Here is a 13,982-nt window from a genome sequence, read left to right as displayed (position 1 = left end):
GGGTGCCGCCCGGCCCGGAGCGGGCCGGGCGGCGCGGGGCTCAGGCCGCGGCCGCGGAGGTCTCCTCCAGCAGTGCGGCGTGGTGGCGCCGGGCCACATCCGGGTGGGCACGCAGCCAGCCCTTGATCTCGTTGCGGCCGTACTCGGCGAACAGCGGGTTGGCCGTGTCCTGCGTGACGCCCGGGGCCCGGTCGGCGTGGGCGAAGGGCAGCGGCGCGATGCGGGCGTCGAGCCGGGGGTTGAAGAAGAAGGGCACGGAGAACCGCTCGCGGCTGCCGGCCGGGCTGATCACCCGGTGGTTGGTGGCCTTGAGGTAGCCGTTGGTCGCGACCTCCAGCAGTTCGCCGAGGTTGATCACGAAGGCGCCGGGCAGCGGGGGCACGTCGATGGGCGTGCCGTCGCCGCGGTCGACCTGCAGGCCGCCGACCTGGTCCTGCAGCAGCAGGGTCAGGAAGCCGTAGTCCTTGTGCCAGCCCACGCCCTGGCCCGCGCCGTCGGGGGCGGTGCCGGGGTAGCGCACGAGCTTGAGGTGCAGGTGGGGGCGGTCGGCGAAGGCGTCGTCGTAGAAGTCCTCCGGCGCGCCGATCGAGGCCAGCAGTTCGTGCAGCAGGCGCCGGGCGACGTCGCCGAGCCGCTCGACCCAGGCCAGGGCGGTGGTGCGCAGCTCGGGGAGGGCGGCGGGCCACTGGTTGGGACCGTCCAGCCACCAGTAGCCGGGCTCGCCGGGGCCGGGGACGTGCGGCTCGCGCTCGGCGCCGATGTCGAGCTGGTCGCGCCAGTCCTGGCTGCCGCCCGTGCGCTCGTCGCCGATGCGCGTGTAGCCGCGGAAGTGGGGGGAGTTGAGGTTGCTGATGGCGAGCCGCTCGGCTTCGGGCAGGGCGAAGAACGCCCGCATGACGCGCATCAGCTCCGCGGTCTCCTCGGGGGTGATGCCGTGGCCGGTGAGCTGGAAGAAGCCCACGTCGCGCGCGGCGGCGTGCAGGGCCTCGCGGAAGCGGGCCCGGGCGTCGGGGCCGGCGGAGGCGGCGGAGAGGTCGAGGACGGGAAGCTCATTGATCATGGAAGGTCCACTGCGTGAGAGCCCGGTCACGCCCGGCGGGTGGCCGGACGGCCCGCCGGACAGCCGCAGGGTGTGCGGACGGAGCGGGGCCGGGGAGGGGTGGAAAGCAGGAGGGGACGTCCAGGCGCGACAAGAGATCGCCCGGAGGGAACACGCGGCCGCGGGTCCCGGGTACGGGACGGGCTCAGGCGTGAGGTGTCAGCCGCAGCGGCGACAGGACGTGCTCGTGACGCGGGCGAAGTCCACGTGGCGGCGCTTGACGAGCATGTTCATAACGCCAGCTTATACGTTCCCAAAGGAAGGGCCAGAGGCCGGCGGCGTGGCACGCGTCACACGCCGTTCACAAAACCGCCACGGTTCGCCCTGCGCCCGTTCGCCTCCACCCCTGCGCCCTTCGCCGTTCGCCCGTTCACCTTCGGTGCTTGTCGACCAGCAGCGTCCGCTCATAGTGCCGCATCTCCTCGATGTCCCGCGCGTACGGGCCGACGTGGGCGAAGAACGGCGGGAAGTGGGGGCCGTGGCGGAATCCGTGTTCGTGGTCCTCGACGGAGGACCACTCGATGCGCAGGACGTAGCGCTCCGGTTCCTCGACCCCGCGCGAGAGTTCGTACCCCAGGCACTGGGGAGCGGCGTACAGGTGCGGGGCCGCCGCGGCGTAGGCCTTCTCGAAGGCGGCGCGGCGCTCGGGGTCCGCGATGCGGTAACGGATGTATTCGACGGTCACGTCACGCCCTTCTGCAGCGAACCCCGGCGGGTTCGGCGGTGCTCGGCGGAACCTGTGAAGGCCCGCCCGGACTCGGCGCGTGGGGGCGCTGTCCGGGCGGGCCGGGCGGTCGGCGAACCCGCCGCGCCGCGCACGCTACCAGCCGGACCGGGGGGAAATCGCAAGGCCCGGGGCCACAAAGGAGTTGACCTGTGTTCCTGCCCTTCTTCCGGCAATTCCGCACTGGAGCGAATGAGTGAAACTCCGGAACTTCTCAATTCGCCCGCAGTTACTCAGTTCGCTTCCCGGTGGGAATCATCGATCGATCGAAAGGCAAGTGACGTGCTCAACAAGGTGCTCGCCACGGCAGCGGTAACGGCATCCGTCGTGGGTGCCGTCGCCTCTCCAGCGATGGCCATCGACAACGACCAGGATGTGGCCAACGCCAACGGTGCGAAGACCGGCTACGGCAACACCCGGACCGGGGGTCACGAAAGCCCGCAGATGAGCCTGATCCAGGGCTCGCTCAACAAGCTCTGCCTGGGCATCGGCAAGGTCGGCATCCAGTCGGTCCTCGCCCTGATCAACATCGGCGTCCAGGACGTTCCGATCCTCACGTCCCAGCAGCAGCAGCAGTGCACGGACAACTCGACCATCAACGACGGCGACGACCCGCTGTCGCACCTGGTCGACGAGATCCCGATCATTTCGGGCAACGGTTCGGGCAACGAAGGCGAGGGGCACTGACGATCGTCTCAGTGCCATGAATTCCCCCCGCTCCGGGTGTACGGGCCCCGGGGCGGGGGGATTCTTGTATGTCCGGACGGGCGGCACCGCGCCGGGGCGGCCCGGCCGGATTCCCGGCTCGAACGCAATTCCGCAGGGCCGGCCGTCCGCCGCCCCTCGATCAGGGAGGCCTCGCACTCGTGCTCGTAGCATCCGCCCCCACACTGGCCGTCAACGTCCTGGACGCGTCCTCGGTGCTGACGGCCTTCGGCACGCTCGGCATCGCCGTCGTGCTGTTCGCGGAGACCGGTCTGCTCATCGGCTTCCTGCTGCCCGGCGACTCGTTGCTGTTCACCGCGGGGCTGCTGTGCCGCTCCGGAACCCACTCCGGTCCGCACCTGGACCTGCTGCCCGTACTGGCCGCCGCCGTGGCCGGCGCCCTGCTGGGCGCGCAGTGCGGGTACGTCCTGGGGGCGCGCGGCGGTCGCGCCCTGCTGGCGCGCTCGCGCAACCGACGGCTGCTGGAAGGCGCCGCCCGCGCCGAGGAGTTGCTCGGCCGCTACGGGCACGCGCGGGCGATCGTCCTGGCCCGCTTCGTGCCGGTGGTGCGCACGGTGCTGAATCCGCTCGTGGGGGCGCTCGGGGTCCCGGCGCGCGTCTTCGCGCTGTGGCAGGTGACCGGGGGGCTGGTGTGGACGGTGGGGCTGACGCTGGCGGGGTACGCCCTGGGGTCGGCCGTACCCGACGTCGACCACTATCTGCTGCCGCTGGTGGGCCTGGTGGTGGCGGTGTCGCTGCTGCCGGTGGCCCTTGAGGTGCTGCGCGGCAGGCGCCGGGCGGCCGCCGGACGGTCCGGCGGGGCCGTGGCGCGCCCGCCCCACACCGATCAGACTCCCGAGGTTCCCTCGGACCCCGAGGGGGCCCGTTGACGGCGCTCACGGGCCCCGGGCCGCGGCCCGCACCCTCCGCCGGGTTCGACGGCTCGGGCATCGACGGCGGCCTCTACACGGACATCACGCACGACGCCCAGCACGCGCCGTGGCTGCTGAACGACACGGTCTGCACCTGGTCGGCGTTCGGTCTGGCGCTGTTCGCCGCGCTGATGCTCGTCGCCTGGTGGCGGGCCCGGCGCTCGGACTCGCCGATGATGGCCCGGGCGCTGGCCGTCCCGCTGGTCGTGGTGGCGGTCTACGGCGTGGACCTGCTGCTCAAGGCGGTGGTGCGCGAGGAACGGCCCTGCCGCTCGATCCCCGGCAGCTTCACGCTCGCGGCGTGCCCGCCGCGGGACGACTGGTCCTTCCCGAGCAACCACGCGGTGGTCGCCTTCGCGGCGGCCGGTGCGCTGTGGCTCGTCGACCGCAGAGTGGGCGCGGTGGCCGTGCTGGCGGCGGTCGCGATGGCCGCCTCCCGCGTGTGGATCGGCGTGCACTACCCCCACGACGTCGCCGCCGGCGCCCTGGTGGGGATCGCCCTCGCCGTCCCCCTCACGGTGTTCGCGACGCACGGGGCGCGCTGGGTCGAACGGGCGCGCAAGGGCCGGCTGCGTCCGTTGCTGGTGGCCCCGGCCTGACCAGCAGGTGACGCACCGACCCGAACCAGGGAGCAATCCCCGGTTACCGCCTGGCCCCGCGCGGCCTGCGGGCCCTGCCCGTGCGGTACTGACGGCACCGGCCCAGAGGGCAGAGCAGCGCATGCCGGCCGCGTGGGATGCCCGCGACGGCCGCACCGATGGGCTACTTTGCGCGATGTGACGCCCTATAGGCCGACGGTATCCAGACGGGCCCTGATGACCACCGGAACCGCCGCCGCGTGGGGAGCGGCGGCCCGCGCCCCGGCCGGTGCGGCCCCGCGCCGCGCCGGCCGGGTGCGCACCGGGTTCGAGCGGCTGGCCGCCGACGGCTACCGGCTGCTCGCCGGGCAGCGGGTCGGCGTCATCACCAACCAGAGCGGCATCACCTGGGACGCGCGCGGCATCGTCGACGTCATGCACGCCGACCGCAGGGTACGTACGGTCGCCGTCCTCGGCGGCGAGCACGGCTACCGGGGCACGCCGCAGGCCGGCCTGTCCGAGGGCGACTCCAGGGACGCGGCGACGGGGCTTCCGGTGTACGACACCTACCGCAAGAGCGGGCAGCTCCTGGTCGAGCTGTTCGAGCGGGCCGGGGTGGACACCCTCGTCTACGACAGCCAGGACTGCGGCGCCCGCTACTACACGTGCATCTGGACGCTCTACGACTGCCTGGTCGCGGCCGCCGCGGCCGGCAAGCGCTTCGTCGTCCTGGACCGGCCCAACCCGGTTTCGGGCCGGCACGCCCTCGGGCCCGTCCTCGACCCCCGGTGGGCCACCTTCGTCGGCCGGGCGCCCATCGCCCAGGCGCACGGCATGACCGTCGGCGAGCTCGCACTGCTGTACAACGGCGAATTCGTACCCGCCGTCGCCGGCCGCAGGGCGGAGCTGACCGTCGTGGAGATGACCGGCTGGCGGCGCACGGACTTCTTCGACGCCACCGGGCTGCCGTGGGTGCCGCCCAGCCCCAACATGGCCACCCCGGACACCGCCCTCGTCTACTGCGGCGCCGGCTTGTTCGAGGGCACCACCATGTCCGAGGGGCGCGGTACGGTGCGGCCGTTCGAAATGCTGGGCGCTGAGGGACTGGACGGGCGCTGGGCCAGGGCCGCGCGCGCCGCCCGCCTGCCCGGCGTGCACTTCCGCGAGGCGTACTTCGTCCCCACCTTCGGCCCGTTCCAGGGCAGGACGATGGGCGGCGTGCACCTGCACGTCCACGACCGCGCCGCCTACGACCCCCTGCGCACGGCCGTGGCCCTGCTGGTGACCGCCAAGCGCACGTGGCGCGGGTTCGCCTGGCGCCCGGACCACTTCATCGACAAGCTCTCGGGGTCCGCACGGCTGCGCACCATGATCGACGCGGGTGCGGACACGGACGAGGTCGTCGGCGCCTGGCGCACGGAACTCGCGGCGTTCGAGGCCGTACGGGCGAAGTACCTGCGCTATGCGTGAGCGCCGCACCCGGCAGCCGGCGGATCAGCAGGGCAGCGGGTGGGGGACGTTCTCCGTGACGGGGCCGGTGTTGCGGCACAGCTGGTACCCCTGGGCGTGCAGGTCGGCGATGATGTCGTTGAGCGCCGCGGGGAAGTTGCTGAACAGGTGCCCGAGGATCACGCCGTTGTGCTTCTCCTCCTGCGAGGCGTCGCGCACGCTCGCCCGGACGGCCTCGGCGCTGCGCAGTCCGCCCGGGCCGTCGCCCTTCTCCCAGTCGTGCGTGTCGATGGTCCAGTTGCAGATGCGATAGCCCAGATCCGCGGCCACGTCGCGCTCGCGTTCGCCGGCGTCGCCGTACGGGGGCCGCAGCAGGTTCCCGCCCACGCCACTGCGGATCTCGTCGTGCAGCTCCTGGTCGTCGAGGGCCGTGAGCTGCTTGTGGGTGAAGGAGTGGTTGCCCACCCAGTGCCCCTGCTGCCGCAGGGTGGCGGTGATATTGGGGTACTGCGCGGCGAACTTGCCGATGAGGAAGAACGCCGCCCGGACGCCCTGGGCCTGCAGCTGGGCGCCGATGCGCACCGAGCGCTCCGGGTCGCTGTAGGCCCAGTCGTCCAGGGACAGCAGCAGGCGCCCGGAGGTGTTGCCGCACCGCTCGCGGTCGTAGCCGCCCTCGGCCTCCGGCTGCGCCGGGGCCCGGCCGGGGCGGCCGCCGTCGCCGTCGTGCGGCACCCCGTCCCCGCCCTCGCCGCCGGCGCGGCCCGGCGCCTTGCCGGCCGGCGCTCCCGCCCGCAGGGCCGCGTTGGCACCCCGGCATTCGACGGGCAGGCGTGCCGGGCGCCCGTCGGCGCCGCGGCCGGGCGCGCAGTCCAGGGGGTCGTCCTCCATCCGGGTCACCGCGAACGCGGAGCAGGTCACCAGCGCGGAGAGCACCGCCACGGTCTTCAGCGGAATCCGCCGGCGCCGCCGGTGGCGCCCCCGGCCACGCCGGAAGACCTCTGCGTATCCGGACATGCACGACTCCTCACGGGTGACGGACCGCCGGCACGGCACGGTCCCTCACCTCACCCCGGCACGACACCGGTTCGATGATCTTGACACCAACCCTCGGGGCAGCTGCGCACTCGCGCAACCGCGGACACCGGGGCGCGTCGCCCGGCCGGGTGGCACCGCGCACGGCCGCCGCGGTGGTCACGGCGCGCCGGGGCGCGCCGGGGCCGTAGGCCAAGCGGCCGTCGGACGAAGAGGTGACGCCACGGCGCCCCGTAGGGGCGCGGGGCAGTGTTGATCTGCGGCTCCGCCGCGCGGCACCCGGCCCTCGCCGGTCGCGTATCGACTGCGGGCCGTCTGTGGCGATCGCGCAGTTCCCCGCGCCCCTGCGGGGCGCCGTAGTGCCGCACGTCGGCGGGCCCGGCGCGGTACGTCGTCCCGGTGCGCTCAGGCCGGTGTCAGCCAGCGGGTGTCGAGCGTGCCTTCGGCGCTGATCGCGGTGGGGCCGGTCAGCCGTGCGGGGGCGCCGGCGGCGAGGGTGACGGTGAGGGCTCCGGCGGGGTTCTCCACGACGGTGGTGTCCCAGCCGCCGGCGGCGTGCTGGACGGCGGCGGCCGCAGCGCAGGCGACGGTGCCGCCGGTGCGTACTTCGCCGGTGCCGGGCCGGTAGGCGCGCACGCGCAGGCTGCCGCGGGGCAGCACGTTGACGAAGACGAGGTCGGGGGCGGGGCGGATGACGCCTGCGGTGCGGGGGAAGGCGGCGGAGTCCGTCCGGGGTTCCTTCGTCAGGTCGAGGTAGGAGACGGGGGTGTCGACGACGCTGACGAGGTGCAGGCTGCCGAGCGAGACCGTCGTGGCCGGGTGGGTGCGGTCCTCGGCGGTCACCGACGCGGTGCCCAGCACGCGGGGGCGGGGCAGTTCGACGGTGGCGCGGCCCTTGTCGTCGACGGTGGCGCGCTGGTCGCCGACGGGGGTGGCGAAGCGCACCGGGCCCGCGGGGGCGAGGCCGGCCTCGGCGAGGTAGCGGGCGGCGAAGCCGGCGCCGGGTCCGCACAGGAGGGTGTGCGAGCCGTCGGGCTCGCGGCAGTCCAGGAACCAGGCGGTGCGCGGCCTGCGGTGGGAGCCGCCGCCCGCGCTCTCCACCAGCCGCACCAGCCCGTCGCCGCCCAGCCCGGCGTGCGGGTCGCACACGCGGCGCACGGCGTCCTCGGACAGCGGGATCCGGTCGCCGGGGTCGAGCAGGAGGAGGAAGCCGTCGCCGCAGCAGTGGCCCTTGACGTAGCGCGGCCCGGGCCGGGCGGTGCGTTGCCGTTCCATCGACCACCTTCCGGGTGCAGGACGCCGCGGCGGGCCCGCGGCGCCCTGGGGCGCATCGTGGTCCGGGGTGGGCGGGGGCCGCAACGCCTTCGCCGGGCTTCTGTCGGCCAACTGCCGGTCGGCTTCCGGTTCGTGGGGCGGGTGGTGTGCGCACGTCCGCCGGGCGCATGGCGCCGCGTGCTCCGGCGCCGGGTTCGCGCCGTCTCACCGTATTGCCTGCATTGCGGGTGGTAGGAGGCATCTTGACCGTGTCGGTGGGCACCTTACGCTGGAAGGGGCCGGTCGCGGGGGAGGCTGCCGGCACGAGGGGGAATGGGTGGGGTGGACGGTTCCCAGGAGGTCGCCTTCGGTGCGCTGCTGCGCCGCTGCCGGCTCTCGGCGGGGATGACGCAGGAGGAGCTCGCCCGCGCCTCGACGCTGAGCGTGCGGGCCATCAGCGATCTGGAGCGCGGCCGTACGGCGAGCCCCCAGCGCAAGTCGGTCGAGCTCCTGACGAGTGCTCTGACGCAGCGTCAGCAGGTGGCGGGCGGGCGGGACGGCGCCCGGCGGCTGCTGGAGGCGGCCGTCATGGCCCGCCTCTCCCCCGGGCCCGGTCCTGAGCGGCCGGTGCGGCCGCGGCCCCTGTCCCCGGACGACGGCATTCCGCGCGAGTTGCCGCCCGACGTCGCGGACTTCACGGGCCGCACGGCCGAACTGCGCGAAGTGCGCGCGGCCTTGTGCCCGCCGCTGGGGCCGCCGCAGCGGCTGGTGCTGATCACCGGGCATCCGGGGGCGGGCAGGACCGCGCTGGCGGTCCACGCCGCCCACCGCTGCCGCGGCGCCTTCCCCGACGGGCAGGTCCACGTCGACCTGGCGCCCGCCGGCCGCCCGGCGCCGCGCCCCGACGAGGTCGTCCGCCGGGTCCTGCGGTCCCTGGGCGCCCCGGCGGGGGCGTACGACTCGCCGGAGGAGGCGAGCGCGCGCCTGCGCGCCGTCCTCGCGCGCCGGCGCGTGCTCATCGTCCTCGACGACGCCGTCGGCGAGGGCCAGATCCGCTGCGTGTGTCCGGCGCTCGGCGGTTCGGCCGTGCTCGCCACCGGCCGGCGGCGGCTCGCGGCGCTGCCGGGCGCCCGGCACGTCGAGGTGGGCGCCTTCACGGCCGGCGAGGCGCTCGCCTTCCTCGCCCGGACGGTAGGGGCGGAGCGGGTGGGCCGGGCGCCGTGGGAGGCCGCGCGGGTGGCCGAGCTGTGCGGCCGGCTGCCGCTGGCGCTGCGGGTGGCCGGTTGCCGGCTGCGGGCCCGGCCGCACTGGACGCTGGGCACGCTCGCGCAGGAGGTGCTGGGCGAGCCGCGGACCAGGCTGCGCGAACTGAGCGCGGGGGACCTGTCGGTGCGGGCGTCCGTGGCGGCGGCCTTCGCCCTGCTCGACGACCGGGCCCGGTGGGCCCTGCTCCGGCTGGCCGCGGACGGCGGGGACGTCTTCGGCCTGGAGGGGGCGGCCGCGCTGCTGGGCTGCGGGGCGCCCCGGGTGCACCGGATCCTCGGCGACCTGCTGGACTGTCACCTGCTGGAGGTGACGGAGACGGAGAGCGGGACGCGGTACCGCATTCCTGCGCTGGTGCGGCTGTTCGCGCTGGAGGGTCAGCGGGTGGTGTAGCCGCCGTTGACGAACAGCGTCTGGCCGTTGAGCCACCAGCCGTCGGTCAGCAGGAACTTCACGTACGGCACGATGTCCTCGATCTTGGTCAGTTCGCCGTTCATGGACGAGGACTTGTGGTACGCGATGGAGTCGTCGGTCTCGGCCGGGTAGAAGAACGAGGTGTCCATGGGGCCGGGGGCGATGTTGTTCACCGAGATGTTCCGGCCGAACAACTCCTTCGACAGCGCCCGGGTGAAGTGCTCGACCGGCGCCTTGCTGCCGGCGTAGACCGAGTACAGCCCCGTGTAGGCGGCGAGCAGCGAGGTGACGATCGTGACGATCTTCCCGCCGTCCTCGATGCGGCGGGCGGCCTCCTGCATCGTGAAGAAGGCCGCCTTGGAGTTCACCGCGAACATCTTGTCGTACTCGTCCTCGGTGACCTGGGTCATCGGCTTCTTGACCACCATGCCGGCCGTGTTCACCAGACAGTCGACCCGGCCGAAGGCGCCCACCGCGACCTCGAACAGGCCCTCGACCTCCGACGGCCGGCTGAGGTCGGCCTCGTGCACCACCGCCTCGCCGCCGGCCGCCCTGACCGCCTCGGCGGTGTGCTGGGCCCCCTCCTTGGAGGACGGGCTGTTGTAGTGGACGACCACCTTCGCGCCGTCCGCGGCGACTTCCTTCGCGATCAGGCCTCCGAGGTTCCTCGAAGCGCCCCCGATCACGACGACCTTGTCCTTGAGCGTGTGGCTGGGCATGCGACCCTCCTCGGCGAGGGCTGACGGCAGGGCACGACCAATTTATGGTGGTACGGCATGCCTCGCACGTCGGCATCCCCGCCGGCGGGGGCCCTTCGTCAGCCCTGCGCCGGCCCCTCCTCGTGGCGGCGCGGGAACAGCAGCCGGGCGATCAGCCGGGCGCGGGCGGCCGGCCCGCAGGGACGCTCCCCCGCAAGCCGCCCGCCGGCGCGCCCGGCACCGAACCCCTGGGCGATCTCCTCGGCCATTTCCTCGGCGATTTCCTCGACGGATTCCTCCACCACGACGGGAGCCGGCTCCGGCTCGGGCGTGGGGCGGACGGAACGGTAGGCCTCGGCGCGCACGTAGGCGCCGAGTGCGCGCGCAGCATCGATGCGCATGACGTCACTCCTGGGTCGTACCTGCGGGACAGCCGGGACACGGCGACGCCCCGCCCCCCGTGAAGGAGGGGACGGGGCGTGGACGTGCTCAGCAGCGCAGGACGGAGTGGTGCGCGTGCCCGGTGGCGACGGCGTCACCGGGCCGGGCCGGCGCCCGCGGGCCGGGGAGCCCCCCGGCCACCCCGGCGGCGGGCACGAAGGCCGGCGGGCAGGTGCGCCTGCCCGCCGGCCGCCCGACCCTCCCCGGGCGCGGTACGCGCTGTTCGGTCGTACAGGTGACGCAGTCGTCGGAGGAGTCGTCCTCCACCAGCGCGGAGACGGGTGCCCCCGCGCGGACGGGGACGGGCTCCGCGCCGGCGGACACCGAACCCGACAGCACCAGCAGGACGGAGGTCAGCACGGCGACCACTGCCCGCACCACGGGCGGCAGGACTGCGGCGCGACCCCACATCGGCATGCTGAAAGGGTAGATGCGCCAGCACTTTCGGTGCATTCCGTCGATCGGGTGAGATTGGCAGGATACGAGTGATATTTCCTGACTGATCGGCACAGCAGTCCCCTGGCCGGAAGTCGATGCTCCCGGCCGCCGCCGTTCAACGGTGCACGCCCCGCACGCGGTCCTCGGAGGCGATCAGGAACGCTTCCGACCGAGGGGCAGGCACCCATGACCGCGACAAGACCGCGCCGGACGCCGCTGGGCATCGCCGTGACCGCCGCACTGGCCGCCACCACCCTGACCACGACGGCCCTGACCACCACCGCGACGGCCGCCCCGGCCCGTGCACAGGACCGGCACGCCGCGACCCGCGCCGTGATGGAGGAGCACGTCAGGGCCGGGCTGCCCGGCGTCCTCGGCGGCACCCGGGAACAGAGCGGCGGCCGGACGCTGGCCTGGAACGCCTCCGCGGGCGTCGCCGACCTCGCCTCCGGCCGCAAGCGCCAGGAGCGGGACCACTTCCGCATCGGCAGCATCAGCAAGGTCTTCACCTCGGTGGTGCTGCTGCAGTTGGAGGACGAGGGCCGGCTCGACCTCGACGACACCGTGGAGAAGTACCTGCCCGGCGTCGTCCACGGCAACGGCCACGACGGCAACCGCATCACCCTGCGCCAACTGCTCAACCACACCAGCGGCATCTACAACTACACGCAGGATCCGGCCTTCCGGAAGGAGCTCACCCAGGACTTCACCGCACACCGGTACGAGACCCGCACCCCGGCCCAGCTGGTGGCGACCGCCATGCGGCACGCCCCCTCCTTCTCACCCGGCGAGCCGGGCAAGTGGGAGTACTCCAACACCAACTACATCCTGGCCGGCATGGTGGTCGAGAAGGTCACCGGACACTCCTACGCCTCGGAGATCGAGCGGCGCATCCTGCGCAAACTCGGCCTGCACCAGACCAGCCTGCCCGGTACCTCGCCCTGGATGCCCGACCCCTCCGGCCGCGCCTACAGCAAAATACCCGGCGACCCGGAGGGCCGCACCTACGACGTCACCGAACTCAACATGAGCTGGGGGTGGGCGGCCGGCGAGATCATCTCCACCACGGGCGACCTCAACCGCTTCTACGGCGCCCTGCTCGGCGGCGAGCTGCTGCCCGAACGCCGGCAGCGCGAACTGCTGACCACCGTGCCGGCGAACGACGGCGGGTCCGTCGGATACGGGCTCGGCGTGGAGACCGCCCGCCTGTCGTGCGGGAAGGACGTGTGGTTCCACAGCGGCGGCGTCCACGGCTCGGTCTCCCTGGCCGCGGCCACCCCCGACGGCCGGCACACCGCCGCCTTCAACGTCAACGGCGACTGGGCGGCGATCGACCTGCAGGCCCTCCTGGAGTCCGAGTACTGCGGCACCCGCCCGCCGGCCGGCAAGGGCAGCGGCCCGGCCCCCGAGCGGCTGCTCTCCCCGCGCTGACCCGCGGCGTCCCGGCGGCGGCGCACGGCCGCCGCCGGTTCGCGGCAACGCACACCTGGTGTGCGGTGTTGAGATGTAATGAGGCGCGTTCTCCAGGCGCATTCTTCAGACGCATTCTTCAGACGCGCAGTCCCAGACCGTGGTGTTCGAGACAAGGAGCGGACCGTGACGGATCCGGAGCGGGAACGGGCGGAGTCGGCGGCCCGGCAGGCGGCGGCGCAGCTGACCGCCCAGGGCGTGCACGCCGTGGCCCTGACCTTCGTGGACAACGCCGGGATCACGCGCGTCAAGGCGGTGCCGACCGGCCGGCTGAGCCACGCCGCCCGCTGGGGCGTGGGGGCCTCGCCCACCTTCGACGTCTTCCTCTGCGACGACTCCGCCGTCACCAGCCCCCACATCGGCGGCCCCGACGGCGACCTGCGGCTCTTCCCCGACCTCGACCGGCTCACGGTGCTCGCCGCCCGCCCGGGCTGGGCCTGGGCGCCCGCCGACCGCTACGAGCAGCACGGCGGGGCGTACGCGGCGTGCCAGCGGCTGTTCGCCCGGCGCATGGCGCGGGCCGCCGGCGAGCGGGGCCTGGAGCTGCGGATGGGCTTCGAGACGGAGTGGGTCGTCGCGCACGCCGGCTCGCCCGGCCCCGCTCCCGGCTACGCGGCGACCGGACCGGCGTACGGCATGGCGCGCGTGACCGAGCTGTCCGGCTACCTCAGGGACGTCCTCGCCGCCCTGGCCGCCCAGGAGGTGACGGCCCTGCAGATCCATCCCGAGTACACGCCCGGGCAGTTCGAGGTCTCCGTCGCCGCGAGCGACCCGGTGGACGCCGCCGACCTGGCCGTCCTCGTGCGCGAGACGATCCGTGCGGTCTCCGCCGACCACGGCCTCGACGCCTTCTTCGGTCCCGTCGTCGAGCCCGGCGGCGTGGGCAACGGCGCCCACCTGCACCTGAGCCTGTGGCGGGAGGGGGTGAACCTGTGCCGGGCCGGCGACGGGCCGTTCGCGATGCACCGGGAGTGCGAGGCGTTCCTCGCCGGCGTCCTCCACGAGCTGCCGGCCCTGCTGGCCCTGGGCGCCCCCTCGCCCGCCAGCTACCTGCGCCTGGAGCCCTCGCGCTGGGCGGGGGCCTTCCAGTGCTGGGGCCTGGAGAACCGGGAGGCCGCACTGCGCTTCGTCACCGGCGCCCCCGACGACCCCTCGGGCGCCAACGCGGAGGTCAAGTGCTTCGACGCGGCCGCCAACCCCTACCTCGTGACCGGCGCGGTCATCGCCGCGGGACTGGCCGGCATCGAGGAGGGGCGCGCCCTGCCGCCGCCGGTGGCCGGCGACCCGGCCACGACGGGCGGCCAGGTGCGCCTGCCCACCTCGCTGACGGAGGCCACCGACCGCTTCTCCGGTTCCGCGCTGCTGCGCTCGGCACTCGGCGACCCGCTGTTCGAGGCGATCGTGGCCGTGCGCAGGGGCGAGGCCGAGCTGTACGAGGGCGTCTCCCCCGCCGCCGTCGCCGCCGCCACCCGGGGACGGTACTGA

14 protein-coding genes are annotated in these 13,982 nt (G+C 74.1%); 7 read left to right on the top strand and 7 right to left on the bottom strand.

Annotated features, from left to right (window positions below):
• Nucleotides 1-40 precede the first annotated feature (40 nt).
• The gene (locus tag ABD361_RS26775; protein WP_344438854.1) at nt 41-1,060 is read right to left on the bottom strand and encodes an isopenicillin N synthase family dioxygenase; all 1,020 of its coding nucleotides are present in this window, start codon (nt 1,058-1,060) and stop codon (nt 41-43) included.
• Nucleotides 1,061-1,469: 409 nt separating this feature from the next.
• Nucleotides 1,470-1,784 carry a putative quinol monooxygenase gene (locus ABD361_RS26770; protein ID WP_344438852.1) on the bottom strand — a complete coding sequence of 105 codons (315 nt, stop codon included), beginning with the start codon at nt 1,782-1,784 and terminating at the stop codon, nt 1,470-1,472.
• A gap of 321 nt (nt 1,785-2,105) precedes the next feature.
• Here ABD361_RS26770 and ABD361_RS26765 point away from each other — a divergent pair, with 321 nt between their 5' ends.
• The 4 genes from ABD361_RS26765 to ABD361_RS26750 all read left to right on the top strand — a co-directional run bounded on the left by ABD361_RS26765 (nt 2,106) and on the right by ABD361_RS26750 (nt 5,508).
• Nucleotides 2,106-2,510, top strand: a complete 405-nt coding sequence (locus tag ABD361_RS26765) for a rodlin (RefSeq protein ID WP_344438850.1) — start codon at nt 2,106-2,108, stop codon at nt 2,508-2,510.
• A 179-nt stretch (nt 2,511-2,689) separates the two neighbouring features.
• On the top strand, nt 2,690-3,418 hold the full coding sequence (locus ABD361_RS26760; protein ID WP_344438848.1) for a DedA family protein: 729 nt from the start codon (nt 2,690-2,692) through the stop codon (nt 3,416-3,418).
• Nucleotides 3,415-4,059 (top strand): phosphatase PAP2 family protein, encoded by a 645-nt coding sequence (locus ABD361_RS26755; RefSeq protein WP_344438846.1) that lies wholly within the window; start codon nt 3,415-3,417, stop codon nt 4,057-4,059. The genes ABD361_RS26760 and ABD361_RS26755 overlap by 4 nt, the downstream gene beginning before the upstream one ends.
• Nucleotides 4,060-4,275: 216 nt before the next feature.
• A complete protein-coding gene (locus tag ABD361_RS26750) occupies nt 4,276-5,508 on the top strand; it encodes an exo-beta-N-acetylmuramidase NamZ family protein (protein WP_344438843.1) in 1,233 nt (410 codons plus the stop codon).
• Nucleotides 5,509-5,532: 24 nt separating this feature from the next.
• Here the strand turns inward: ABD361_RS26750 and ABD361_RS26745 are convergent, their stop codons facing one another.
• Together ABD361_RS26745 and ABD361_RS26740 are read right to left on the bottom strand one after the other, a co-directional pair.
• A complete protein-coding gene (locus ABD361_RS26745; protein WP_344438841.1) occupies nt 5,533-6,501 on the bottom strand; it encodes a polysaccharide deacetylase family protein in 969 nt (322 codons plus the stop codon).
• A 423-nt stretch (nt 6,502-6,924) separates the two neighbouring features.
• Nucleotides 6,925-7,794, bottom strand: a complete 870-nt coding sequence (locus tag ABD361_RS26740) for a diaminopimelate epimerase (RefSeq protein WP_344438839.1) — start codon at nt 7,792-7,794, stop codon at nt 6,925-6,927.
• A gap of 321 nt (nt 7,795-8,115) precedes the next feature.
• Here ABD361_RS26740 and ABD361_RS26735 point away from each other — a divergent pair, with 321 nt between their 5' ends.
• Entirely contained in the window at nt 8,116-9,429 is a 1,314-nt protein-coding gene (locus ABD361_RS26735; protein WP_344438838.1) for a helix-turn-helix domain-containing protein, read from the top strand.
• Here ABD361_RS26735 and ABD361_RS26730 read toward each other — a convergent pair.
• The 3 genes from ABD361_RS26730 to ABD361_RS26720 all read right to left on the bottom strand — a co-directional run bounded on the left by ABD361_RS26730 (nt 9,414) and on the right by ABD361_RS26720 (nt 11,006).
• Complete coding sequence (locus ABD361_RS26730; protein ID WP_344438836.1) at nt 9,414-10,169, bottom strand: SDR family oxidoreductase; 756 nt, start codon at nt 10,167-10,169, stop codon at nt 9,414-9,416. The genes ABD361_RS26735 and ABD361_RS26730 overlap by 16 nt on opposite strands.
• 98 nt (nt 10,170-10,267) lie before the next feature.
• Nucleotides 10,268-10,549 (bottom strand): hypothetical protein, encoded by a 282-nt coding sequence (locus ABD361_RS26725; protein WP_344438833.1) that lies wholly within the window; start codon nt 10,547-10,549, stop codon nt 10,268-10,270.
• Between the two features lie 88 nt (nt 10,550-10,637).
• On the bottom strand, nt 10,638-11,006 hold the full coding sequence (locus ABD361_RS26720; RefSeq protein ID WP_344438831.1) for a hypothetical protein: 369 nt from the start codon (nt 11,004-11,006) through the stop codon (nt 10,638-10,640).
• A gap of 207 nt (nt 11,007-11,213) precedes the next feature.
• On the opposite strand from ABD361_RS26720, the gene ABD361_RS26715 reads away from it, so the two are divergent.
• Together ABD361_RS26715 and ABD361_RS26710 are read left to right on the top strand one after the other, a co-directional pair.
• Nucleotides 11,214-12,458 carry a serine hydrolase domain-containing protein gene (locus tag ABD361_RS26715; RefSeq protein ID WP_344438829.1) on the top strand — a complete coding sequence of 415 codons (1,245 nt, stop codon included), beginning with the start codon at nt 11,214-11,216 and terminating at the stop codon, nt 12,456-12,458.
• Between the two features lie 165 nt (nt 12,459-12,623).
• Nucleotides 12,624-13,982: a type I glutamate--ammonia ligase gene (locus tag ABD361_RS26710; RefSeq protein WP_344438827.1), complete on the top strand. Its 1,359-nt coding sequence runs from the start codon at nt 12,624-12,626 to the stop codon at nt 13,980-13,982.

This window comes from Streptomyces luteosporeus, assembly GCF_039532865.1.
Lineage (GTDB): Bacteria > Actinomycetota > Actinomycetes > Streptomycetales > Streptomycetaceae > Streptomyces > Streptomyces luteosporeus.
This window is presented reverse-complemented; position numbering and strand designations above follow the sequence as displayed.